The 23,992-nt window shown below is 32.3% G+C and carries 21 protein-coding genes; all 21 read right to left on the bottom strand.

The features are described from left to right. Positions 1-104: 104 nt before the first annotated feature. The 21 genes from MKY04_RS07360 to MKY04_RS07260 all read right to left on the bottom strand — a co-directional run bounded on the left by MKY04_RS07360 (position 105) and on the right by MKY04_RS07260 (position 23,936). Positions 105-821 (bottom strand): CpsD/CapB family tyrosine-protein kinase, encoded by a 717-nt coding sequence (locus MKY04_RS07360; protein ID WP_126294786.1) that lies wholly within the window; start codon positions 819-821, stop codon positions 105-107. Further along, positions 822-1,547: a YveK family protein gene (locus MKY04_RS07355; protein ID WP_126294785.1), complete on the bottom strand. Its 726-nt coding sequence runs from the start codon at positions 1,545-1,547 to the stop codon at positions 822-824. It abuts the gene before it with no gap. 164 nt (positions 1,548-1,711) lie between these two features. After that, on the bottom strand, positions 1,712-2,683 hold the full coding sequence (gene galE, locus MKY04_RS07350) for a UDP-glucose 4-epimerase GalE (RefSeq protein ID WP_126294784.1): 972 nt from the start codon (positions 2,681-2,683) through the stop codon (positions 1,712-1,714). Between the two features lie 40 nt (positions 2,684-2,723). After that, the gene (gene galU, locus MKY04_RS07345) at positions 2,724-3,614 is read right to left on the bottom strand and encodes a UTP--glucose-1-phosphate uridylyltransferase GalU (RefSeq protein WP_126294783.1); all 891 of its coding nucleotides are present in this window, start codon (positions 3,612-3,614) and stop codon (positions 2,724-2,726) included. A 25-nt stretch (positions 3,615-3,639) separates the two neighbouring features. After that, a complete protein-coding gene (locus tag MKY04_RS07340) occupies positions 3,640-4,938 on the bottom strand; it encodes a glucose-6-phosphate isomerase (protein WP_346235578.1) in 1,299 nt (432 codons plus the stop codon). 77 nt (positions 4,939-5,015) lie between these two features. After that, positions 5,016-6,269, bottom strand: coding sequence for a flippase (locus MKY04_RS07335; RefSeq protein WP_346235873.1), 1,254 nt, complete (start codon positions 6,267-6,269; stop codon positions 5,016-5,018). 113 nt (positions 6,270-6,382) lie between these two features. Continuing rightward, positions 6,383-7,261: an ATP-grasp fold amidoligase family protein gene (locus tag MKY04_RS07330; protein ID WP_126294781.1), complete on the bottom strand. Its 879-nt coding sequence runs from the start codon at positions 7,259-7,261 to the stop codon at positions 6,383-6,385. Positions 7,262-7,316: 55 nt separating this feature from the next. Next, positions 7,317-8,198, bottom strand: a complete 882-nt coding sequence (locus MKY04_RS07325; RefSeq protein ID WP_126294780.1) for an ATP-grasp fold amidoligase family protein — start codon at positions 8,196-8,198, stop codon at positions 7,317-7,319. 190 nt (positions 8,199-8,388) lie between these two features. Beyond that, on the bottom strand, positions 8,389-9,207 hold the full coding sequence (locus MKY04_RS07320; RefSeq protein WP_346235577.1) for a glycosyltransferase family 2 protein: 819 nt from the start codon (positions 9,205-9,207) through the stop codon (positions 8,389-8,391). Between the two features lie 31 nt (positions 9,208-9,238). Continuing rightward, positions 9,239-10,351 carry an EpsG family protein gene (locus MKY04_RS07315; protein WP_126294778.1) on the bottom strand — a complete coding sequence of 371 codons (1,113 nt, stop codon included), beginning with the start codon at positions 10,349-10,351 and terminating at the stop codon, positions 9,239-9,241. 26 nt (positions 10,352-10,377) lie between these two features. Further along, on the bottom strand, positions 10,378-11,475 hold the full coding sequence (locus MKY04_RS07310) for a glycosyltransferase (protein ID WP_346235576.1): 1,098 nt from the start codon (positions 11,473-11,475) through the stop codon (positions 10,378-10,380). Between the two features lie 77 nt (positions 11,476-11,552). Then, positions 11,553-12,248, bottom strand: coding sequence for a sugar transferase (locus MKY04_RS07305; protein WP_126294776.1), 696 nt, complete (start codon positions 12,246-12,248; stop codon positions 11,553-11,555). Next, complete coding sequence (locus MKY04_RS07300) at positions 12,248-13,600, bottom strand: UDP-glucose/GDP-mannose dehydrogenase family protein (RefSeq protein WP_346235575.1); 1,353 nt, start codon at positions 13,598-13,600, stop codon at positions 12,248-12,250. Before MKY04_RS07300 ends, MKY04_RS07305 begins: the two co-directional genes overlap by 1 nt. 418 nt (positions 13,601-14,018) lie before the next feature. Further along, the gene (locus tag MKY04_RS07295) at positions 14,019-15,248 is read right to left on the bottom strand and encodes a GNAT family N-acetyltransferase (protein ID WP_126294774.1); all 1,230 of its coding nucleotides are present in this window, start codon (positions 15,246-15,248) and stop codon (positions 14,019-14,021) included. 360 nt (positions 15,249-15,608) lie between these two features. After that, positions 15,609-16,361, bottom strand: a complete 753-nt coding sequence (locus MKY04_RS07290; RefSeq protein WP_346235574.1) for a tyrosine-protein phosphatase — start codon at positions 16,359-16,361, stop codon at positions 15,609-15,611. A 142-nt stretch (positions 16,362-16,503) separates the two neighbouring features. After that, positions 16,504-18,060 (bottom strand): ribonuclease Y, encoded by a 1,557-nt coding sequence (gene rny, locus MKY04_RS07285; RefSeq protein ID WP_346235573.1) that lies wholly within the window; start codon positions 18,058-18,060, stop codon positions 16,504-16,506. A 681-nt stretch (positions 18,061-18,741) separates the two neighbouring features. Beyond that, positions 18,742-19,806: a recombinase RecA gene (recA, locus tag MKY04_RS07280; protein ID WP_126293029.1), complete on the bottom strand. Its 1,065-nt coding sequence runs from the start codon at positions 19,804-19,806 to the stop codon at positions 18,742-18,744. Positions 19,807-20,104: 298 nt separating this feature from the next. Continuing rightward, positions 20,105-21,361: a competence/damage-inducible protein A gene (locus MKY04_RS07275; protein WP_126293028.1), complete on the bottom strand. Its 1,257-nt coding sequence runs from the start codon at positions 21,359-21,361 to the stop codon at positions 20,105-20,107. Positions 21,362-21,374: 13 nt separating this feature from the next. Further along, positions 21,375-21,953: a CDP-diacylglycerol--glycerol-3-phosphate 3-phosphatidyltransferase gene (gene pgsA, locus MKY04_RS07270; RefSeq protein ID WP_126293027.1), complete on the bottom strand. Its 579-nt coding sequence runs from the start codon at positions 21,951-21,953 to the stop codon at positions 21,375-21,377. Positions 21,954-22,001: 48 nt separating this feature from the next. Further along, positions 22,002-22,877 (bottom strand): helix-turn-helix domain-containing protein, encoded by an 876-nt coding sequence (locus MKY04_RS07265; protein ID WP_400194421.1) that lies wholly within the window; start codon positions 22,875-22,877, stop codon positions 22,002-22,004. Between the two features lie 267 nt (positions 22,878-23,144). Beyond that, positions 23,145-23,936, bottom strand: a complete 792-nt coding sequence (locus tag MKY04_RS07260; RefSeq protein ID WP_126293025.1) for a DUF3388 domain-containing protein — start codon at positions 23,934-23,936, stop codon at positions 23,145-23,147. Between the last annotated feature and the right edge of the window lie 56 nt (positions 23,937-23,992).

The following is a 23,992-nucleotide window of genomic DNA, read 5'->3' as shown; positions in this document are numbered from 1 at the left end:
TCAATTTTACCATTCATTGTTTGATAAGAGCAAAATAAAACGTAAATCACAAGAAAGATTTACGTTTCAAGTTTTATATTCAAATGTATTCGAATGACATTCAGTTATTGCTTTTCTATATATGCATATTGATATCTATAATAATTATTTCGAGGTATTTTATAGTTGTTTAATACAACTCCTAATATGTTAGCTCTTGAGGCAAGAAGAATTTCCTTTGATTTTAAAACATCCTCTTTTTCAGTACTTCCTGAATTTATAATAAGCACAGTGCCATCAGTTTTATTAGCCAATATTTGGCTATCTGTCACTGATAACAATGGTGGTGCATCGAAAATGATAACGTCATAATATTTCTTTATCTCATTTAATATATCATCAAGTGCCTTTGAAGATAGTAATTCAGCTGGATTGGGCGGGATTGGACCACTAGGAATTATAAATAGGTCTTCAACCGAAGTATTTTGAATTACTTCATAATACTGCTTTTTTCTTGCTAATATTGTTGAAAAGCCCTCTAAATTTAAAATATTGAATGTTAAATGCAATGTTGGTTTACGCATATCTGCGTCGATTAACAATACTTTTTTTCCTTCTTGGGCAAACACGATGGCAATATTGGCAGCATTTGTTGTTTTCCCCTCTCCTGGAATTGAGGAGGTTATTAAAAGAGTTTTTTGATCATCAATAGACATTGAAAATGTAATATTAGTACGAATTGTTCGAAACTGTTCCGATACAAAAGAATAATTATCTGATAAAGTCACAAGAATACGCGGCATAGTAGAAAGTTTTCTTCTCTTTTTCTTTTTTTTGAACATTTAACTCCTCCTTGCATGATATTGCGAGCTAGAGGATTTATGGCTTTTTTCAAGTTTCATCAAACTAACTCTACCGATTACTGGCAAGCTTAAAATTTCTTCAATATCCTTTTCATTCTTAATTGTAGAATCTAAATTTTCTAATAGAAAAGCTAAACCTACACTAAGAAGCAATCCTGCAATTGCTGCAATTCCAATATATAAAACTTTATTTGGTTTTACAGAGCTGGGGGTATCACTGATAGTTGCGCTTGATAAAATATTTATATTATCAACATTCATTAAAGTTGGAATTTCCTCTTTAAATATCTCTGCAACTTTATTGGCTATTATCACTGCTTGTCCATAATCTTTGTTTTCTATTATTATATTGACAACCTTTGAGTTATCTTCATTTGAAACGGAAATTTGATTTGAAAGCGATTCTGTTGTTATATCCAAGTTTAATTCTTCAATTACTTTATTCAAGATAGCTGGACTTTTTATAATCACATTATACGTATCGATTAATTGTAAATCCGTTTCAAGTTCTGCCCAACCGTAAACTTCCTGATTTATATTATTTTGATTTATTAAAATTTGTGTTTGCGCTGAATAGATTGGTGGAATTACATAAAAAAGAAGAAGCGCAGTAACTCCAGCACTTATAACAACAAAGCTAATAATAAGAAAAAGTCGTTTTTTTATTATTTTTAATATTTCCTGTAAACTAAGTGCTTCATCCAATGAGTGTCCTCCCTAGTGCTTATAGTTAAAAAAGAAAACTTTTAGAAATCCAGCATTTATTATAAAAGTATATGGTTTGTACAATTATTAATATGTACCCAATAGTTTGTTTATTCTTCAATATGGGGTGTCTTTACAACAGAGACCCCAACTTTATTAGCCTGCTAATATTTTTGATGTTTATGCCATTTCCAAGCACTCTCAATGATTGACTCTAAGTCTTTTTCTGCTTTCCAACCAAGCTCTTGCTGAATTTTTTTTGCAGAAGCCACTAATATTGCTGGGTCACCTGCACGTCTTTGTGCAATTTCAAAATTACATTTTGATTGAGCGATTTTTTCACAAGTTTTAATAACTTCCTTTACTGAATAACCGGTGCCATTCCCTAAATTATAAATAGCAGCCTTGTTCTTTCCATTTAACAATGACTCAAGTGCAATAATGTGAGCAGTTGCCAAATCCATTACGTGAATAAAATCTCTAATACAAGTACCGTCGGGGGTATCATAATCATCGCCATAGATGAATACTTTTTCTCGAGAGCCAGCAAGGTGCTGCAATATGATGGGAATTAAATGAGATTCTGGATGATGGCTTTCTCCAATTTCACCTGTTGTATAAGCACCCGCAGCATTAAAATATCTTAAAATAACATAATGTAAATCATATGCTTGTGCGTAATCAGATAATATTTGTTCAATCATGAGTTTAGATCGGCCATACGGATTTATCGGCCATGTGGGGACAGCTTCATCAATTAGTTGTGAATTTGAAATGCCATATGTAGCTGCTGTGGATGAGAAAATACAATTTTTCACCTTATGTTTTATCATTGTATTTAAAAGTGAGAGTGTCGCAACTACATTATTCATATAATACTTTTGTGGATTTATAACAGATTCTCCTACTAAACTGTTCGCCGCAAAGTGCATAACAGCTTGAATAGAGAACGTTGAAAAGATTTCATTTAATAATTGTTGGTCACCTAGTTCACCATGTATAAAAATTACTTTCTCATCAATTGCTTCTTGATGGCCGGTTGATAAATTATCTAAAACTAATACTTTATGTGACTTTACCAGCTCTTTTACTAGGTGGCTGCCAATATAACCAGCACCACCAACTACAAGAATCATTAAATAATCTCCCTCACTAATTCAGAATTTATATAAGACGCTATAAGTTTACTTTGTCTTTACTTAATCTCTTTATTAATAATTCCTTTAACATCTCTTCTACTTTTTGACCAATTTCCTCATTATTTAAAGCAAATTCCAATGTAGCTTGAATAAAGCCAATCTTCTCTCCAACATCATATCGATTTCCTACGAATTCATATGCAAAAACACTTTGAATTTTATTTAGTTTTTCAATTGCATCTGTCAACTGGATTTCCCCGTTATTATCCATTTCATGACAAGATAAAATTGGGAAAATTTCGGGAGTTAATATATATCTACCAACGATAGCTAAATTAGAGGGCGCTGTACCACGTTTTGGTTTTTCAACAAAATTTCGCACTTCATATAGTCTTCCATCCATACTAAGCGGGTTTATAATGCCGTAACGTTCAGTATCCTTTCCTAAGACCTTTTGAACTCCTACAATCGATGACTGTGTTTTATCATATTGGTCAATTAATTGTGCTAAGCACGGTTTTGGTGATTCAACTATATCGTCTCCTAATAAGACAGCAAAAGGTTCATTTCCAATAAAGTTCCTTGCACACCAAATAGCATGCCCCAACCCTTTTGGTTCCTTTTGTCTAATATAATGAATTTCTACTTCAGAAGAATATTTAATTTTATTTAATTGCTCATGCTTTTCTTTTTTTACTAAATTCTGTTCAAGTTCTAGGTTTATATCAAAATGATCTTCAATTGCACGTTTGCCTTTGCCTGTGACAATCAAAATATCTTTAATTCCTGATTGAATCGCTTCATCAACGATAAACTCAATTGTAGGTCTATCTACTATCGGCAACATTTCCTTTGGCATTGCTTTTGTAGCTGGTAGAAAACGAGTACCAAGACCTGCAGCTGGAATTATTGCTTTCTTAACTTTCATCCTATTAATCTCCTCATTTGTTATTTTAAATTTGTTCAGTTGCTAATTTTGTATTTAACAATTCAAGCATTTTATTTTTATAAGCCTCAACACCTGGTTGATCAAATGGATTTACTTCTAACAAATACGCACTCATTACACATGCCTTCATAAAAAAGTAAATGAGGTATCCTAGATGATAACTATCAAGACGTTGCAACTCCAATTGAATAACAGGCACTCCCCCATTGGAATGTGCAAAAGCAACCCCTTCTTTAGAGGTAGCATTTATTTCATTAAAGCTAAGGTTGGATAAAAAGTTAAGCTGATCCTCGTTTCGATTGTCAAAAGGTACTCGATAATCATCTATAATTTCTTTAAAATGAAGGAATGTCTCAAAAAGTATTGGGTTGCCTTCCTGAATAAATTGGCCTATGGCATGTAAATCAGTAGAGTAATTAACTGTTGCAGGAAAAAGACCTTTTTTATCTTTTCCTTCACTTTCTCCAAATAATTGCTTCCACCATTCATGTAATCTAGCAAGACTAGGTTCAAAAGATGCGAGCAATTCGATTTGGTAGCCTTGTTTATATAATGCATGTCGAATAACTGCATAACGGTATGCTTCATTCATTTCTAATTTCTCTTCTTTTAAATGTATTGCTGCCTTTTTAGCACCTTCAATTAAATGATTTATATCCACCCCCGCAGCCGCAATTGGTAAAAGTCCAACTGGTGTAAAAACAGAAAAACGTCCGCCAATATTTGAAGGTATGACAAATTGGCGATAGCCTGAATTTTGAGCTATGTTTCTTAGCAATCCTTTTTTAGAATCCGTTGTGACGATAATACGTTCCTTTGCCTGTTCCCCATAGCGTTTTTCCATATATTGACGAAATACACGGAATGCTAAAGCAGGTTCAAGTGTTGTTCCAGATTTCGAAATAACATTTACATATATGTCTTTGAACTTAAGACTATTTAATAATTGCTGAATATAAGCACCGCTCATGTTTTGACCAACATAAACAACTTCAACACCATTTTGATGTTGCCCAAAATATGGAGTTAGTGCATCTTGTATTGCCCGCGCACCTAAAAATGAACCACCTATACCGATTACTACTAATATGTCGGCATTGCATTTTATTTCATTTGCTACATTTCCAATTGAATTCAACAAATCATCTTCTGTTTCGATAGGTAAATTAAGCCAACCTGTTTGTTCATCTTCTATTCCTTCAATGTAATGATGAATTGAAGCTACCATTGAAGAATAACTTAACCAGTCAATATAAACTAATGATTCATTTAAAATACCAGTATGAAGCAATGGAATTGTCAAGTTTTCCCTCATTTCCTATTTGTTGAAATATAGCAACATTGCTTTCAATTTTTGCAGCTTTATTCATTTCTTTTTGCTTAATTCTTTATATCTTTAAAACACAATGATTCAATTATTAATTTAAACAAAGGACGTGTTTTATTAAAAAATAAACAAGCAATAAGTGTAGAAACTATTTCCACAAATAAAGTAGCAATTGCAGCACCAACCGCTCCATATTTAGGAATAAATAGACAGTTCAGTACTATATTTAATAAAGCTCCAATTCCTACAAAGTAAACTTGATATTTTCCTAAATTCTCTACAGTTAACCATATAGCTTTAGTAGTCCCTATTAATGAAAAAATTCGTGACCAAATCAATATGATAAGTACATTTATTGACTCAATAAATTGATTTCCATAAATTAATAAAATGATAGGTTTGGCAAGTAGAGTAATTACTACAGAAGCTACAATCCCTATCCACATTATGGAACAATATAGCTGCTTATTTTTCTTAATGTATGATTTTTCATTTTGATCTTTTGAATTCATTATAATCGGCCTTGCTGACTCTATAAGTGCATTTGGTATAAACATCCATAAACTAGATATCGTTAGTGCTGCTGAATAAATTCCTACCGTTGCACCACCAGTCATCTGTCCCAGCATAATTTTATCGATTTGGGTATACACCATAATAAGTAATCCGGCAATAAAGTGATAATAACCTTGAAATAACAATCGTTTTGCTGTTTGATATGAAAACTGCAGTCTTGGCCCGTTAAATCTTATATAAAACACCACGATAAATAAACTTATAACAATAGCTTCAATCACCGTTGCAATAGCGAAATATTGTATAGGTTTTTCGAAAATAATTAAAGCTAACCGCCAAATTGTCACGATAATAAAAGCTGTCGATTTTGCAATCACAATATATTTTGATTGCAAATTTGATTGAAACCAATATTCGATTGTATCAAAAATAATAAAGAGTAATGAGATAGACTGAAGTAATGTTATAATTAGAAGAATAGTATCATTGGGGTTTAAGTAGCTAACGATTAAGTAGATTAAGAAAAATGAAATTAGTGAAGAAAATAATCTAAGATAAATAGTTGTACCGATAATCTTGCCAGTATCTTCTCTTTTTTTAATAATTTCATTTACGATTATACAATCAATTCCAAGATTACTTACTGTCGTAAAAATTATAATATAAGCTAAACTATAATTAAGTAAACCAAAATCTTGAGCACCAAGGTATCGAGCCATAAGTGATGTAATTATTAGCGACAGGCCCATCCTAAAAATCTGTTCAAATAATAACCAACCAGTATTTCTTATAAATTTTGTATTAAGTTTATTTTTTACTAATGAAAGCTGTACTATAATAAACTTCCTTTATAGAATTTTATAATCAACTTATTTGAGTAATACTTTTGGATAGAATCCTAAATTTAAAAATTTATATTTTGTTCTAACATTTTTCCGGATGTTCCTTTAGTAGACTTTGCCAAATCTATTAAATTACCAATGATATGCTCTGCTTCATCAAATAAATCGGTAAATAAGCAGGCATCTGGCGTAAAAGTAAGTTCTCCAAAATAAATCTTTTTATTGTAAAAATATAAATCCACTCTTACATAAGTGAATCCGCTGCTTAGCTTTCTTGCAATTTCCAGCATCTCATTCGCTTTTTCCGGCGGTGCAATAACTTCTTTAAAGCTAAGACTCTGCTGATCATAAGGTAATATGTCCCAGTTTAAATCGAATAAAATGGATTTTGTTTGAGCAGTTCCACGATCAAATATTAATTCTATAATTTTCGGTTCTCCATGAAAACAGTGGAACTTATAATCCATTGGCAGCTTCCCATCAGATCCCCCTAAAAATTTTTCAGCAATTATTCTAGCTTTAATTTTAGAGTAATGAGGTTCACAACAGTAAAGTGAATAATCGGTTTTCATCCATTTTTTTATTTGTTGAATAGTATGCTCTTTATCCAAATTCTCTTTATTTGAACAAATAATATTAAATCCAGATCCATGTGTACATTTCAATACAAAACTATTCGGCAACTCTCGAAAATCAATCTCTTCAACACTTTCATACACTTTATATAAATCAATTAATATATTTGAATATCCTAATTCTTGAATATATTGCCTTACTAGGTACTTATCCGTATAAATAGTTTTTAAGGAATCGTCTTCGTTAAGTTTTAACCACATCAATTTTTCATTGAATGTTTTAGGGTTCTTTAAATTTAATCTTTTTTTAAAAGTTTTAAAATAGATTAATTTACTGGCGAGCTCTGGTGAGGTTTTTACTAACATTGAAAAAACTATTCTTAAAGTTCTTTTAATAATTGATATTAACCCCTTACAAAAATTATTTTACGCAGGATTTTGTCAAATCTAATAAGTTGCCAATTTTATATCCTGCTTCATCTGATAAATCTGTGAATAAGCAGGCATCCGGTGTAAAAGTAAGCTCTCCAAAAAAAATCTCTCTATTACAGTAATATAAGTCTACTCTTACATACGTAAATATGCTGCTTAGCTTTCTAGCGATATTCAGCATTTCATTAGATTTTTCAGGCTTTTTAATTTCTTCCTTGAAGTTAATACTTTGTTCATTATAGGGTAATATGTCCCAGTTCAAATCTAGCAAAATACATTTCTTTTGAGTAGTTCCTCGATCAAAAATTAACTCTATAATTTTTGGCTCTCCATGAAAACAGTGGATTTTATAATCAATAGGCACTTTGCCATCTGAGTTCCCTAAAAATTTTTCAGCAATTATTCTAGGTTTAATTTTAGAGTAATGAGGCTCACAGCTGATTAAAGAATAATCTGTTTTCATCCATTTTTTTATTTGTAAGACTGTATTTTTTATATCAAGTTTTTCTTTGTTCGAACAGATAATATTAAAACCCGAGCCATGTGTACATTTTAAAATAAAACTATTTGGTAATTCTTCAAAATCAATCTCTTCAGCACTATCGTAAACTTTATATAAATCAATTAAAATTTTTTCATACCCATTTTTTTTTATATAATCTCTTACTAAATATTTATCTGTGTATCTAGTTTTGAGAGTATCCTCTTCCATTAATTTAAGCCACATTAATTTTTCATTGAATGTTGTTGGATTTTTTAAATCTAATTTTTCCCTAAAGGTTTTATAGTATATAACTTTACTAGCAAATACTGGAGAGGTTTTTACCAATAGTGAAAAACTAGGTCTTAATACCTTTTTTATAATTGACATTTAATCCCCCACATATGTTGTTATCATTTGCTCATTAATTAAACTTCCTATAAATGAATTTAAAACTTTATCACGTAATAATAACAATAATGATATTAAATTTTAGAGGATTTAGTGTTAATATTCATCGTGTAAATTTAAATTTTTCTTTTAACCTATTCCTTAAAGATCCTTTGCGATTCTCTTATTTTTACTTTCCGTAAAGCACTTTCTTTAAAGATTGTCTGAAATGTTGGGGTGCTAGACCGTAAAAGAATTTGCTTACTGCAAAGAAAAACCCAATATAATCTCTGGTGTTAATAAGTGATTTTGCAGACATTTGGAATATCTTATAAGCATAATCTACTGGATTTTTATTTTCGTAATTTTGATTTTTGTGTATTCTTTTAATACATGTTTTAACTGGGAAAAAGCCAATTTTTACATTTTGCTGTTTAAGTCTTAACCACAAATCATAATCTATTAATTTTTTTAAGTCTTCATTATATCCTCCTACTTTTTCAATTAATAATTTTTTAAAGATGACTGTACTATGATTTATCGGGTTAAACCTACCAACCTTTTTTGTAATATCAATCATCCGATCCCCTATTTCACTTTGTATAAAATTATTTATAGTTTTCTCATTTCCAATTAACAAATAGTAATCTGAACATATGACATCAAACTCAGAATGTGTCTTTATATTATTTACTTGTAATTCTAAATGTCTTTTTGACCATAAATCATCTCCATCTATATTTGCAATAAAATCTGAAGATGCGTTCTTTAACGCTAAATTCAATGCATTTGATCTACCAATATTTTGATTTAGGTTTAAAAATTTAATAGTCATCATTTTATTATTTTCTACAAACTGTTCAACAAGTTCACCTGTATTATCTTTTGAGCCATCGTTTACTATAATCAATTCATAATTTTTAAACGTTTGCGATTTAATACTATTTAATGTATCCGTAATCGTATTTGCACCGTTAAAGATTGTTAAAATGATTGATATTTCCGGCAACTTATAACCCCTTTTATCCCTTAATATTTTGCTAATTTAAAAAAGTATATGGAACTATCCCCTGATTATTAGTTAAAATTCTGAGGAAATAATAGACTAACCAAAATAATAAAATGAGAAACGGTACTAACCTAACCATATATTTATTTGTATCATTTAAGAGTTGATGAAAAAGTAGTGAGTAAAAGTAAATATTAAAAACAGAGAGGTATAATTGGATTCTATCGACTGCTTCAATACCAGCTATCGCATATAAGCATAAATTTATAGTGATGATATTATAAGAGAAGTAAAACAAATGATAATTTATATTAAGATTTTTTTTTGCATCTAAATAAAAATGGGTAAATACTAGAATCCCCATTTGAAAAATAACAGGCATTAATTCTACAATGCCTTTTTCCTTATTCACAGAAAAAAAATGCTTAGTATTAACTTCATATTTTTCTGCATAAAATCCTGAAAAGTTTATAATAAATTTTCCTACAAAATCTTTAAAATCTGAGATGAAATATAAAATAATAGTTAATATAAAAAATGGAATAATATATTTAATATTAAATTTACTTTTTGGAACTAGAAATAATAGAAATAAAAATATTGCACTCCTATGAAATAATAAGGCAATTAAAATGATAACTACGAATTTGTATCTATCTTTTTTTGACAAGAGGAAATTAATAAAACAAAATATCAATGATACAGCTATTAGTTGACGTACTTGGTTAAAGCTGGTTAAGTATACATAAGTTAAAATAAAGAAAAGTATACTAATTAAATAATTGGGACAATTCTTCTCAATCCCTTTAGAGATAAAAAATAAAAATATTAAATAAACAATAAACGAAAAAAGTATATAATTATTGTACTTATTTGCAATATTATATATAAATGAAATTCCAGGTTCAAATATTTCATAGTTTTCGCTTTTAAAAAATTGGTAATACATCGATGCATCTGTACCTACTGTTAATCCTTTGAAAACTGCCAACAGCCATAATAACAAAAAACAAAACATTAATGTATTTTTCTTTTGAGAAGTATATCTTTCTGTCTGCAAATTATAAAAATTCTTTTTAATAGTTAAACGTTGCAACACTAGTCCATAAAAAACTAATATAGGTAGTAATGTATATACTAACATCTACCTCTCCTTAACAATTAATATACTTAAACCGTTTCATAAAGTTCTGCTATATTTTTAATCATTTTATCCAGACTAAAATGATTCTTAAATATTTCAAATGAATTAGATGGTAAATAATTATATTTTTCTTTATCATTTATTAACATGGTAATAAAGTTATTTACTTTTTCGTAGTCTTGGAAATTAAAGAGCAATCCATTTTTATTGTCTATTATTAAATCTTGATGACCGACAATATCACTTAAAAGTACTGGCAGCTTATAAGAAAGAGCCTCCACCACAGAAAATGGTAATCCTTCGTAAAATGATGTTGAAAAAAATAAATTTGCGTTTGAGAGTAGATCATTTTTATTTTCTAAATATCCAATAAATTTTATTTTGTGTTCCAATTTTAGCTCAGCAACTGTCTTTCTAGCAGAGTTTAAGTGCTCTCCACTACCTGCCCAAACAAATTGGACACTAGGATTTCTCTCAATAATAAATTTAGCAAACTCAATAAATCCAAATGGATTCTTTTGACTATCTACTCGAGCTAAATTTACAATTGTAAAAATTCCATTTAACTTCTTTATTTCATCCTTCTCTGGTAATTGTGAACCATTGTAAATAACTATCGAGTTTTTATTGTTTACAATTTTATTACTCACTGCCATTCGTTCTTCACTTTTTGACACATGAATAACTTTTAGACAAATACTATTTATTCTTTTTTCCACTTTTTTAACTAAGTATTTTTTAATCTTCCCCATTGATTTAAAAGAGAAGTAACCGTGTGGAGTATAAATAAACTTAACTTTCGAGTTAAAACACACTTTATAAAAAAAGATTAAAACTCCTGATATTGAGCTATTAGCATGGATTACATGTATATCCTTTTCCTTAACGATTTTATTAATTGTTTTCAAAGCCTTAATAAACTTAAAAAAAGATTTGTTAAAAGAAAGATTATTGTCGATAATAAATTCGTTATTTGAATTAAGCACATTACTTTCAAGTCTTTTAGTACTAACTAGAACTATTAATTGGACATTGCTTAATTTATCCTTATTCGAGGATATTCCATCAACATATGTTTTAACTCCCCCACCATATGCTTCACATAATAATAGAATATTTTTCAAAGATTTCCCCCTAAAAATTCTATAAGAACGAAAAATAGTAGTTGAAATCTCATTATTCAATAGGTATGAAAGAAATTCTAATATGCACCCTTCTTTTGAATAACAACGTATATAGTTTTTAATAATATGTAGATGTCTAACTTTAATGATTGATGATATACATAATACAATTCTACATTTACCCTTTCAGGATATCCGATAGTACTCCTCCCGTTTACTTGCCAATATCCTGTGATGCCTGGTTTTACAGAAAGAAAAACATTTTTTCTTTCTTTATATTCCATTAATTCCTCCTCAACAATTGGTCTTGGTCCTACTAAGCTCATATCCCCAATAAGTACATTAATTAATTGGGGTAACTCATCTATACTCGTTTTTCTTAAAAACCTTCCGAGCTTTGTTATTCTTGGATCTTCATCTTGTTCAAGTTTATAATTGTTTTCTATATACTTTTTATAAAGAAATTGATTTCTCTTCAATGTCTCATCGGCATTTACAACCATGGATCTGAACTTATAAACAAAAAATAATTTACCACCTTTTCCAAATCTTCGTTGTTTATAGAATAACGGCCCTCTAGCCTCTCCGAGAAAATAAAGAGTTCCTAGAATTAAGAAAATTGGTGAGGTTATTATTAATCCTAAAATAGCAAATACAATATCCATACTCCGTTTTATAAAAGCATAATTCCTTGATAGCCTCTTTTTATGAATAATTTTAGAATTGATATTATGCGAAAGAGAAGTGGATGGTTCATACACATCTTTCGACATTATTTAGATTCACCCACTTGGCATACTACTTCTGAATTATTGGATTTTATATTTTTAACACTAGATCTCCCGATAGAGTGGTACTCTATTTGATAGGGTTTTATGTCCTTTAATTTAATGCAATTTCTTCCGTCGATGAGAAGAGGATATTTCATTGTATTTATTAAATTAAAATCCATATTCTTTATTTCATCCCACTCGGTAAGTATGAGTGCTGCATCAGCACCTCCAATTGCCTGTTCAATGTTGTAAACAAAGTGAATGGATGAATCTAATATTTGTTTTGCATTGTCAATGGCAATAGGGTCATATGCATATACAATAGCACCTGCCTTAACTAGTTCACTTGAAATACTAATCGATGGTGCTTCCCGCATATCATCAGTGTTCGGTTTAAAGGCTAATCCGAGAAGTGCTATTTTTTTGCGCTTCAGATTACCGAACCTATCGTATAACTTATCAAGCAATATTCGCTGCTGCTTTTTATTTACGTTAACGACACCTTGCAATAATTCGAAATCATATGCGACATTTCCAGCAATTTGAATTAAAGCTTTTGTATCCTTTGGAAAACATGAGCCGCCATAGCCTATACCTGCGTTTAAAAAATGAGAGCCAATTCGGTGGTCTAACCCCATACCGTAGGCCACTTGTTCCACATCTGCATCCACTCTTTCGCATATATTAGCAATTTCGTTTATAAAGCTTATTTTCGTCGCCAAAAATGCGTTGGAAGCATACTTAATCATTTCTGCACTTCGAATACCTGTTATATAAATAGGAATGTTAAATGGTTTATTGATTTCTTCTATTAGTTTTGCGGCCTTTTCACTATTTGCCCCAATAACAATTCGATCTCCATGAAATGAATCATAAATGGCTGATCCTTCTCTTAAAAATTCTGGATTGGAAACGACTTCAATTGATATGTAACTAGGCTTATGATTATTAATTATTGTTTGAATTCGATTATTTGTGCCAACTGGTACAGTACTTTTAGTTACAACAATCGCATCTCTTTTCACATTTTTAGCTATTATCTTAGCTACATCATCAACATAGGATAAATTTGCAGAACCATCTTCATTCTCAGGTGTGCCTACCGCTATATAAATAACATCCTTGTTTTTAAATCCTTCTAAATAATTTGTTGTAAAAGAGAGACGACCTAAATTAACATTTTTCATCATTAGTTCCGTTAATCCAGGTTCATAAATAGGGGAGATTCCTTTTTTCAATTTGTCAACCTTACTCTTATCAAGTTCAATACATGTCACGTGATGTCCGATTTCTGATAAACATACACTAGTCACTAAACCAACATATCCTGCACCTACTACTGCTAACTCCAACTCTTCCCCTCCGAGATTTTTCTTAGCCTTTTTCGCCTTCCTTCTAAACATTTGAACTAATAATAAGTAAGCGATTTAGGAGGTTTTAAAAACTTGCATATAAATCTAACTAAAGTATCATCTAATCAATAGTTCATTTGTTTTTTTCTTTTTACACAATATGTTTTTTTATAATACATAATTCCTTGGCTAGTGGTAAAAATTATTTATATTATTTAATAATTCGTCATTCTATATATAATTAATATAAAATTTCTTTAATTTTATGCCTAAACTACTAATAAAAAATTACTAGGCATACACGACTGTATTTATTAACAAAAAAAAGTCAAAACCACCAGTATAACTGGTGGTTTGCTCTTCTATACAATAAAAACAGCTGTCTGATTTGATATCAGACAACTGTTTAAAGAAGAGTTTAAAAATAATCAATAAACGTAGGAATTCCAACTGGAAGTATATCCTCAAGAACGGAGATTGTGTCAGTCTTTCCTTTTAGTCGTTCGATTTTTTCAAGGTATTTTGGGCGTTTATAGCCTAATAACATTGTTGCTAATGTTTGAATGGACATGTGGACGTTAATATGTTCCTGATCGTCGGAATGATCCACTTTCTTCACTGTTACTTTCCAATCAGTAGAAGAAATATCATATGTTCCATTATTCCATTCAATTAAACGATCTGTCACGGTAAAACGAATATGAAATGTCGGTTCATCGAATGGGAATGTTGCTAGAAATTTTTCTACATCTACTATACGAGCCATGAAATATGGAGATACTTCTTGAATAATTTCACTATCTTCTAGCAAAAAGGCAACAGGTTCATTACCCGCAGTTTTTCCGTATGCATTGTATACCATTGATTTATGGGCAGAAACGAAATTCCATAAACCTTTACGCGCTTCTTCCTGTAAATAAACAATTTCATCAATATAAAAATTTTCTTCCATAATACGATAAAACATATACCCTTGAGGCTCGTCATCTTCATCATAATAAACCGCTGCCTGTAATTGTACATCGGTATCGACGAATTTTTCCTCCCAATAGTCTTCATGGAATTTTTCATTCCACGCAATCGTATTTCGAATCATTGCACCGTGAGTTCGTGAAGCATATTTTTCATAAATATTTACAACATGTTTATTTCTCGTATCTACACGACGAATTTTTCCTGGTAATTCAGTATAATTGGGGAATTGTGTGTCCTTAACCTGGAACTCGACAATGTCACACATAATTTCCCAGCCCTTTTTTCTATAATATGGAATAGAGAATGGAAATAAATATGAAATATAACGACCCTCGTTACGCATAATCGTTAATGTTTCTTTAATTAATTGATCCATTAGTCCTTGCTTTGAATACTCAGGATAAGTACCAATTGCAGTAATCCCACCCATTTCATAAGCGACCCCGTAAACGTTTACTTGAAATGGCAAACTAAGAATTTGAGATACAAGCTGATCACCGTCAAACCAGCCAAGTGCATGCCCGACATTAAATTGTCTACTTTTTTCTGTTACGAAACGACGATCTTTTTTTAAGGACATCGACATTTGGAAAACATAATTTAATAAATCAATTGATTGTCCCATTTCATCCATTCTAATTTCTCGCATTACTAAACCTTTACGCTGATTCACTATTATCACCTATTATTTTTGGATTTTATTTTATGTGAATACTGCTTTAAGAAAAACTCGAGCTCCCTTTAGAAAAGCAGCTGCTTTACATATTTAAATGTTTAGCAGCCATGAATCACTTGTGTGAACCTAAAGCAATGGATTATAACATCACATCTATTATTAATATCGGCATTAAAATAATAATTTACTTCGAGTTGAATACATATTTTCCACTTTCTTCTATTATTGGATAGTAAATTGCTTTTAGGTCATACGAATAAGCTAAACTAAAATTTGATATTATACTTATTAAAGAATTAGGAGAAGCTCCTTCTTCAAGAATACTAAAATTTTTCATTTCATTTCAAGGGTTGAAGTTTACCATCTCCGTTTTTTTATCCTCTCTGGTTCAAGAATTATTAATTGTTTATTTTTTATTATATTTTTATTATTTCCAATCAATATGTAAACATAATCCAAGAGACCTTTTTTTTCTAAGAAGCATAGCCCTTCCTTAAATAAAAAAGGACGTGCTTTTAAATTATGAACATCCGAACCATAGGTATGTATTAAATTTGCTTTGACTAAATCTAAGGAAAATTTTTGTACTTTTCGCCCAAAGTGTCCGGTTAAACTACCAGCTGTTATTTGAGCTAATACACCATTTCTAACTAGCTTTTCTAAAAGCAGTGGGTTTTCAAAAATTTCATGGTTTCTTTCAGGGTGGGCAATGATTGGCGTTATTCCATCCTTTAATAATTCTTGAACAATGTGAAACGTATATAAAGGTACTGAATATGATGGCAGTTCAAGTAATAAATATTTTGAATTTGCTAAAGTATGTACTTCGAATGTTTTAACTAGTTGAGCTAAATTGGGGGATAGCCTAGCTTCGTGTCCTGTATATATTTTTAAGGGAATGTTATATTTCAAAAGCTCCATTTGAAGAAGATTAACTTTATTCTGAACTTGATTAAAATTTACTGAATATAAAGGATGTTGGAAATGTGATGTTGTAATAATGTCAGAAATCCCTTCATCTACTGCCTTTTGTAACATGTTAATTGTTTGCTGCATTGTTGCTGGCCCGTCATCTTCATTCCATAGTAAATGACTATGTATATCGATCAATACGTATCCTCCTTTTGCCATTACACACCAATTAACTATTGTTATTAAAAACATAATATAAAAGACTTTAAATTAGTACATGGAAAATATGATTTCATAGAAAAAAACCACTATCAACTAAAAGTTAATAATGGTTTTCCATTTATTTCGCGTATTCAACTGCACGTGTTTCACGAATTACAGTTACTTTTATATGGCCTGGATAGTCGAGCTCTTCTTCGATACGTTTTCTAATATCTCTTGCTAAGCGATGTGAAGCTAAATCATCAATCTTATCTGGTTGTACAATAATTCGAATTTCACGACCAGCTTGGATTGCATATGATTTTTCTACCCCATCATAGCTTTCAGAAATTTCTTCTAGCTTCTCTAGACGGCGAATGTAGTTTTCCAGTGTTTCACTACGAGCACCCGGTCTTGCTGCTGATAGTGCATCTGCAGCAGCTACAATTACTGAAATAACAGATGTTGGTTCAGTGTCACCATGGTGAGATGCAATACTGTTAATTACAACAGGATGTTCTTTATATTTCGTTGCAAGCTCTACACCAATTTCAACGTGACTTCCTTCAACTTCATGGTCAATTGCTTTCCCAATATCGTGAAGCAATCCTGCGCGTTTTGCTAAAGTTACATCTTCCCCTAGCTCTGCTGCCAGTAAACCAGCTAAATGTGCTACCTCGATTGAATGTTTTAACACATTTTGGCCATAGCTTGTACGATATTTCATACGACCTAGAATTTTCATCAAGTCAGGATGCAAGTTGTGAATACCTACCTCGAAAATCGTTTGTTCACCTGTTTCGCGAATTTGCTCGTCCATTTCTCGACGTGATTTTTCCACCATTTCTTCAATTCGAGCTGGGTGAATTCGACCATCTTGTACTAATTTTTCAAGTGCAAGACGAGCTGTTTCACGGCGAATCGGATCAAATCCTGATAAAATAACTGCCTCTGGTGTATCATCAATAATTAAATCAATACCAGTTAGTGTTTCAAGTGTTCGAATATTGCGACCTTCACGACCAATAATACGGCCTTTCATTTCGTCATTCGGTAGGTTTACAACCGATACAGTTGTTTCTGCAACGTGATCAGCTGCAAAACGTTGTAGTGCAAGTGATAATATTTCACGAGCTTTTTTGTCAGATTCTTCCTTTGCACGTGTTTCAGCTTCCTTCGTCATAATTGAAATATCTGTTGAAAGCTCGTTTTCAACCTGTTTCAAAATGATATCCTTCGCTTCTTCACGTGTTAAAGCTGCGATGCGTTCAAGCTCTGACTTCTGTTCGCGTACTAGCTCTTCCACTTTACTTTCCATCTGTTCAATATGCTGTTGTCTTTCGGCAAGAGCTTCTTCTTTTCGCTCTAAGCCTGTTTCTCTCTTATTCAGAGCATCATCCTTGCGATCAAGATTTTCTTCTCTTTGCAATAACCGGTTTTCTTGTTTCTGAAGCTCGTACCGGCGTTCACGGATGTCTTTTTCTGCTTCAGTTCGAATTTTGTGAGTTTCATCTTTTGCTTCAAGTAGTGCTTCTTTTTTAAGCGCTTCCGCTTCTCGCTTAGCTTCATCAATGATAAGCTCAGCCGAGTTTTTCGCACCATTTACTTTTGATTCATTCACTTTTTTCATATAGAAATAGATAACAGCGGCACCGACGATGAGTCCAAGCAAAGCGGAGATAATGTTGTCCGGCATTCGAACACCTCCTCTTGCTATATTCGTGTCATTTTCAGTCGGCTCATATATTGAGTAAGTTCAACATACTGCCTATTTCATTTCAAAATTAAGAAATTATACATATTTAATTGTATAGCTCAATACTAGGTCTGTCAAGGATTCCCACTATTACGCGATAATAATATAAGCATATATTTTGATAAAGACTTCGAATATGACTTTATCCACTTGTATTAAAAATTAATCTTAAAAGGATTTGAAAATTAAGCTAGAACTCTTTAATAAAATTTATGCTTATTTTTTACATAAAATAGAATTTCTTATTATTTTAGTCAAAATTTGATATTTTATTCAAAGAAGTTTTCTGAGTAGATTTATTCCAAATTAAGTAAATAATCCTTTACTTAATTATTTTTACCGTTCTTTGGCATATTCCTCTTTTTTTGAAAGAAGGATGATTATTACAAGACAGTTTATTCATAACAAGGCGTATTATGTTTATGTCCTTAATAATACTTCAAGTAGACCTACTATTAATCACCCTGAAAAGGCACTTCACAAAATCTTCGGGAATTTCTGATTGTATTAAAAAATCTACTCATTTAAAAATAAATGAGCAGATTTTACTAGAGAATAATTTGAGATTTATAAATCAATATTCAACTGTTCTCAGATTTTAGGACAGTGCTATAAAATATCCTATTCTTCGTCTAATAATAATGCTAACTCTTCATCCATTTCTTCCTCTTCATCATGTGCACCAATTGTATATGATGACGAAGCAATTCCATAGGATTCACGAATTTTGTTAGCTATCTCATCGCGGATTGCTGGATTTGCTTTTAAGTATTGTTTTGCGTTTTCACGACCTTGACCTATGCGCTCATCACCATATGCATACCATGAACCGCTTTTTTGAATAATGTCTAACTCTGCACCAAGGTCAACAATTTCTCCTTCTTTGGAAATACCTTCACCATACATAATATCTACTTCTGCAGTACGGAATGGAGGAGCAACTTTATTCTTTACAACTTTGATCTTCGTTTTGTTCCCTATCATTTCTGTACCTTGTTTAATTTGTTCAGCACGGCGAACTTCAAGACGAATTGACGCATAAAATTTAAGGGCACGTCCACCAGTAGTTGTTTCTGGGTTGCCGAACATAACGCCAATTTTTTCACGAACTTGGTTGATAAAGATAGCCAATGTGTTTGATTTGTTAATAATACCAGAAAGTTTACGAAGTGCTTGAGACATTAAACGAGCTTGCAGACCCATATGAGAGTCACCCATCTCACCTTCAATTTCTGCTTTTGGTACTAGGGCAGCAACTGAGTCGATAACGATAATATCAATCGCACCACTACGTACTAATGCTTCAGCTATTTCTAATGCTTGCTCACCAGTATCTGGTTGAGAAAGTAATAATTCATCAATATTAACACCTAATTTTTGCGCGTACACTGGATCTAATGCGTGCTCTGCATCGATGAACGCAGCTTGTCCGCCATTTGCTTGAATTTCAGCAATTGCGTGCAGGGCAACAGTCGTTTTACCAGATGATTCTGGACCGTAAATTTCAATAATACGGCCGCGAGGATAGCCCCCTACTCCAAGTGCTGCATCAAGCGCCAAAGAACCACTAGGTGATGTTGAGATTTGGCGGTCTGATTGTTCACCAAGCTTCATAATAGAACCTTTACCGAATTGCTTTTCAATTTGTTTTAATGCCATATCTAAGGCAGCTTTACGATCGCTCAAAATATTTCCTCCCTATATATCAATTGAATTAAGTTTGTCTCTTTCTTATGTCTCTACTATACTTCTTTTTGAGACAACTTTCAAGGAAAAAGCGAACATATTTTCGTTTTTTGTGCAAAATAAAAATTTGAGCTACAAAAATAGCCCAAATTTCTTTTTTACATAATTAAAAAAGCATAAAAATTATTCGGATGTCTAGCCCCTCAATATAATTTGCATACCTCTCCTACAAGATATGAGACAAGTCGGCTAAGCATGCTCCTAAGTGTTGCCGATGTCCAGCTTAAAGTAGCTATTCTTATACTTTTTCATAACCTTTTTCATGTAACAATCTCATCAAGTAGCTGAATGCTAGTTTAACGGCGCGTATTCGGTTTGTATTGCGCATGCCTGAAAGCTGAAGCTTGCGAGTAATTGGATCAGAATCTCCAATACTAAATCCAATCCAAATTGTTCCTGCAGCTTGGCCGTCATGTGGTTCTGGTCCAGCAGCGCCAGTTAAGCCGATACCAATATCTGTTCCAAACTTTTGACGTACTTTAGAAGCCATAGCGGCTGCACATTCGCTGCTAACAATACCGAACTCATCTAAAAATGACTTTTCAATACCAAGCTGAGTTACTTTCGCCTGTTCAGTATATGTTACGACTCCACCAACTAGTATACTGCTTACACCTGGAATTTCAGCAAGCTCCGATTGAAACAATCCTGCTGTTAAACTTTCTGCCGCAGAAATTGTTAATTTATTATGGAGTAGCATTTCGACTGTTTTTGAGGCTAATGAATCGTCATTATTCCCGTAATGGTATTCACCAACAATGTTTAAAATTTCACCTTCTTTAGCTTTTATCAAATCCCAAGCTTCATTTTCTGAATTCGCTTTAGCTGTAATACGCAATGTTACCTCACCATCAGAAGCTAAGGGTGCAACAGTTGGATTTGATTGATTATCTAAAATATCCTGTACCTGTACTTCAAGCTCGGCTTCACCAATACCATAAAAACGTAAAACATGAGAAACAATAACACCGCCATCATTTAGAAGCGCAGCAAGTTTAGGCTTAACTTCAAACTGAAACATTGGTTCTATTTCTTTTGGCGGCCCTGGAAGTAATATGTATGTGCGGCCATTCTGTTCTAAAATCATTCCAGGTGCCATGCCATGATGATTAGCAAGCACTTTGCTTCCTTCAAGCACAAGTGCTTGCTTGCGGTTATTTTCTGTCATCTCCCGTCCACGTTGGGCGAAGTATTCTTCAATATAAGTTAACGCTACATTATCAAAGACTAGTGGTACACCAAGATGATTTGCAATTGTTTCCTTTGTTAAATCATCTTTAGTTGGTCCAAGCCCACCAGAGAATATAATTAAATCTGAGCGTGATTCTGCAATCTCAATTACATCTTTTAAACGTCCAGCATTATCTCCAACAGCTGTATGATAAAAAACATTGATGCCAAGTTCAGATAATTGAGTTGAAATAAATTTTGCATTGGTATTTGCAATTTGACCGAGCAATAATTCGGACCCAACCGCTATAATTTCCGCATTCATTTTCTAACCTCACTTATTTAGAGTTTACAAATACATGACGGTTTAAATAAAAATATTCCCATCCTGACCAAATGGTAAAGATTAACGCAACATAAAGAGCAATGATATCAAATGGTATGCCGATTAGTGTAAAGATAGTATTGTGTAATAACAGCGAAGCAATTGCAACGATTTGTGCCCATGTTTTAATCTTTCCTAACTGGCTGGCTGCTACAACTTCTCCTTGACCTGCCAAAATTGCACGCAAGCCTGTCACCGCAAATTCACGGCTCAAAATAATAATGATAACCCAAGAAGGTGCCATCCAAAGTTCAACTAGAATAATAAATGCTGCAGAAACCAATAATTTATCCGCTAATGGATCTAAAAATTTCCCTAATGTTGTAACTAAATTATATTTTCGTGCATAATAACCATCAATCCAGTCAGTTGTTGAAGCAATGATAAAGATTAATGCTCCTACAAAATGATTTACAGGCATTTCTGCACCAAATAGCTCGATTGTTCCCCAACCGAAGTCAAATAGTATTACAATCACAAATAACGGGATTAGACAAATTCTTGAGACTGTAATCTTATTCGGAATATTCATTTTTATAACACCTTTCATTCGAAAGAAAATAGCCATCCTTTTAGATGACTACTGTTCTTGTTGTAATGTAATAATAATATTTTGTGTCATAATGTCTTGTGCATACTGAACTTCAACATCATTTACAAACACTTTAGCATTTTGTGAGTTGCCAAGTCTAATACGCGCAAAGCCATTTGAAGTAGAATCGTGTTCCACGACCTCACCAGCTGTATATACACGAGCTTCTATTTGTTCGTTTCCATTAGTATCACGAACTCCTACCCATGTGTCTCCAGAAACTTCAATACGAATATTCATCGTATCTGTACCAGATAATTCATATGTTGTTGTTTCGCCATCAACCACACCTGGGGAAATTGTTTGAGTAACAGTTGGTTCTTCTACGACTGGTTCCTCTTCTGTATCCTCTGGTGAATCTGTTTCTGGCTTATTTGCATTGTCTTCAATTGGTTCTATAGGAGTTTGCGTATATTCAAATTGTGAAGTTGCCTCTTCATCTTCTGGAATATTTGAAACCTTTTTCTGATATAAAAACCAGATTGCAACAATAATAACAATAATAAATAATGCGACGATAATTTTAGGCATTGTTTCTAATAAACGATTCGTTGAACGAGCATTAAGTTTTCGTCGAGTCGGACTTTGGGAAAGAGACTGGGCAACCTCTTCTGTTGGCTGAGTTGGAATATCACCCTTAAATTCCTGTAAGATTTCTTCTGAATCTAATCCAACAGCCTCTGCATATTGTTTTATAAATGCCCGAACATAAAACGATCCAGGCATAATCGAATAATTTCCTTCTTCGATGCCTACAAGATAACGCTTTTGAATTTTTGTAATTTCTTGTAGATCATCCAAACTATAACCTTTAGATAATCTCGCTTCTTTAAGGCGAGTTCCGAGTTCTGTCAACAATAACACCTACTTTTTTAATCAATTTCGCCACGACGAAATTGTCTTTCAGATTTTGAATATACAAAATCTATGACACACGTCGGGAGCAAATACAATGTTGGCCACTAAAGCATTACCACAGAACATGGCAATGTTATGCCTGAGTTTATCTAATTTATGTGGGGGGTGCATATACCCATTAAAGAGCAGTTTCTCATCCCCTAACCATACATCAGATTCTTCCGTGGCTGACTCGTTTTCGCCACACTAAACAAATTTCTAAATGAAGATTAACTAAAATCCTCCAAAACCACCGAAATGGTCATTTTGTGACATCATCTCATTTTTTTCAATTAATTCATAAGTAATCACTTCTTCTGGATGATGGCGAAGTTCAATAATGTAATCGAAATCCTCTATTTTATATTCTGAATGCTGTACAAAAATGTCAGGATGTTCTATTACTTTAGTGGATGGGATTCGCATTATTTCTCGAACTAGCTGCTGATGCCGCTCATCCGAAGAGCGACGGGTAACAGCACCGTCAAGAATAAATAAATTATTTGCACTAAATTCATCACCAATTAACGAATTTCGTATAGTTTGTTTAATCATAGTTGATGATAAGAAAATCCATTTTTTATTAGCACAAACACTTGCAGCAACAACGGATTCAGTTTTGCCTACACGAGGCATACCACGAATTCCAATAAGTTTATGCCCTTCTTTTTTAAAAAGCTCAGCCATAAAATCAACTAATATACCGAGTTCGTCCCTTACGAATCTAAACGTATTCCTTTCGTCTGCGTCTCGTTCAATATAATGTCCATGTCTAACTGCAAGCCGGTCGCGTACTTTTGGTTGGCGAAACTTTGTAACATGAATATTTTCCATTGTAGATACAATAGATCTAAAGCGTTCAATTGAATCTTCATTCTCCGCTTTTAATAACATGCCCCGTCGTTCCTCATCTACACCATTAATTGATACAATATTTACTCGCAACATACCGAGAAGTGATGCAATATCACCTAATAAACCTGGACGATTTACTTGAATCTCATATTCAAAATACCATTCACCCATTAAAATCGTCCCCCCACTAACGAAACGAAATTTTTTCTTTATAAGTTTCATCATAG

Source organism: Lysinibacillus telephonicus (genome assembly GCF_039654155.1).
Classification (GTDB): Bacteria; Bacillota; Bacilli; order Bacillales_A; family Planococcaceae; genus Ureibacillus; species Ureibacillus telephonicus.
The sequence above is the reverse complement of the archived record's forward strand: the minus strand, read 5'-3'. Positions and strand labels throughout refer to the sequence as shown.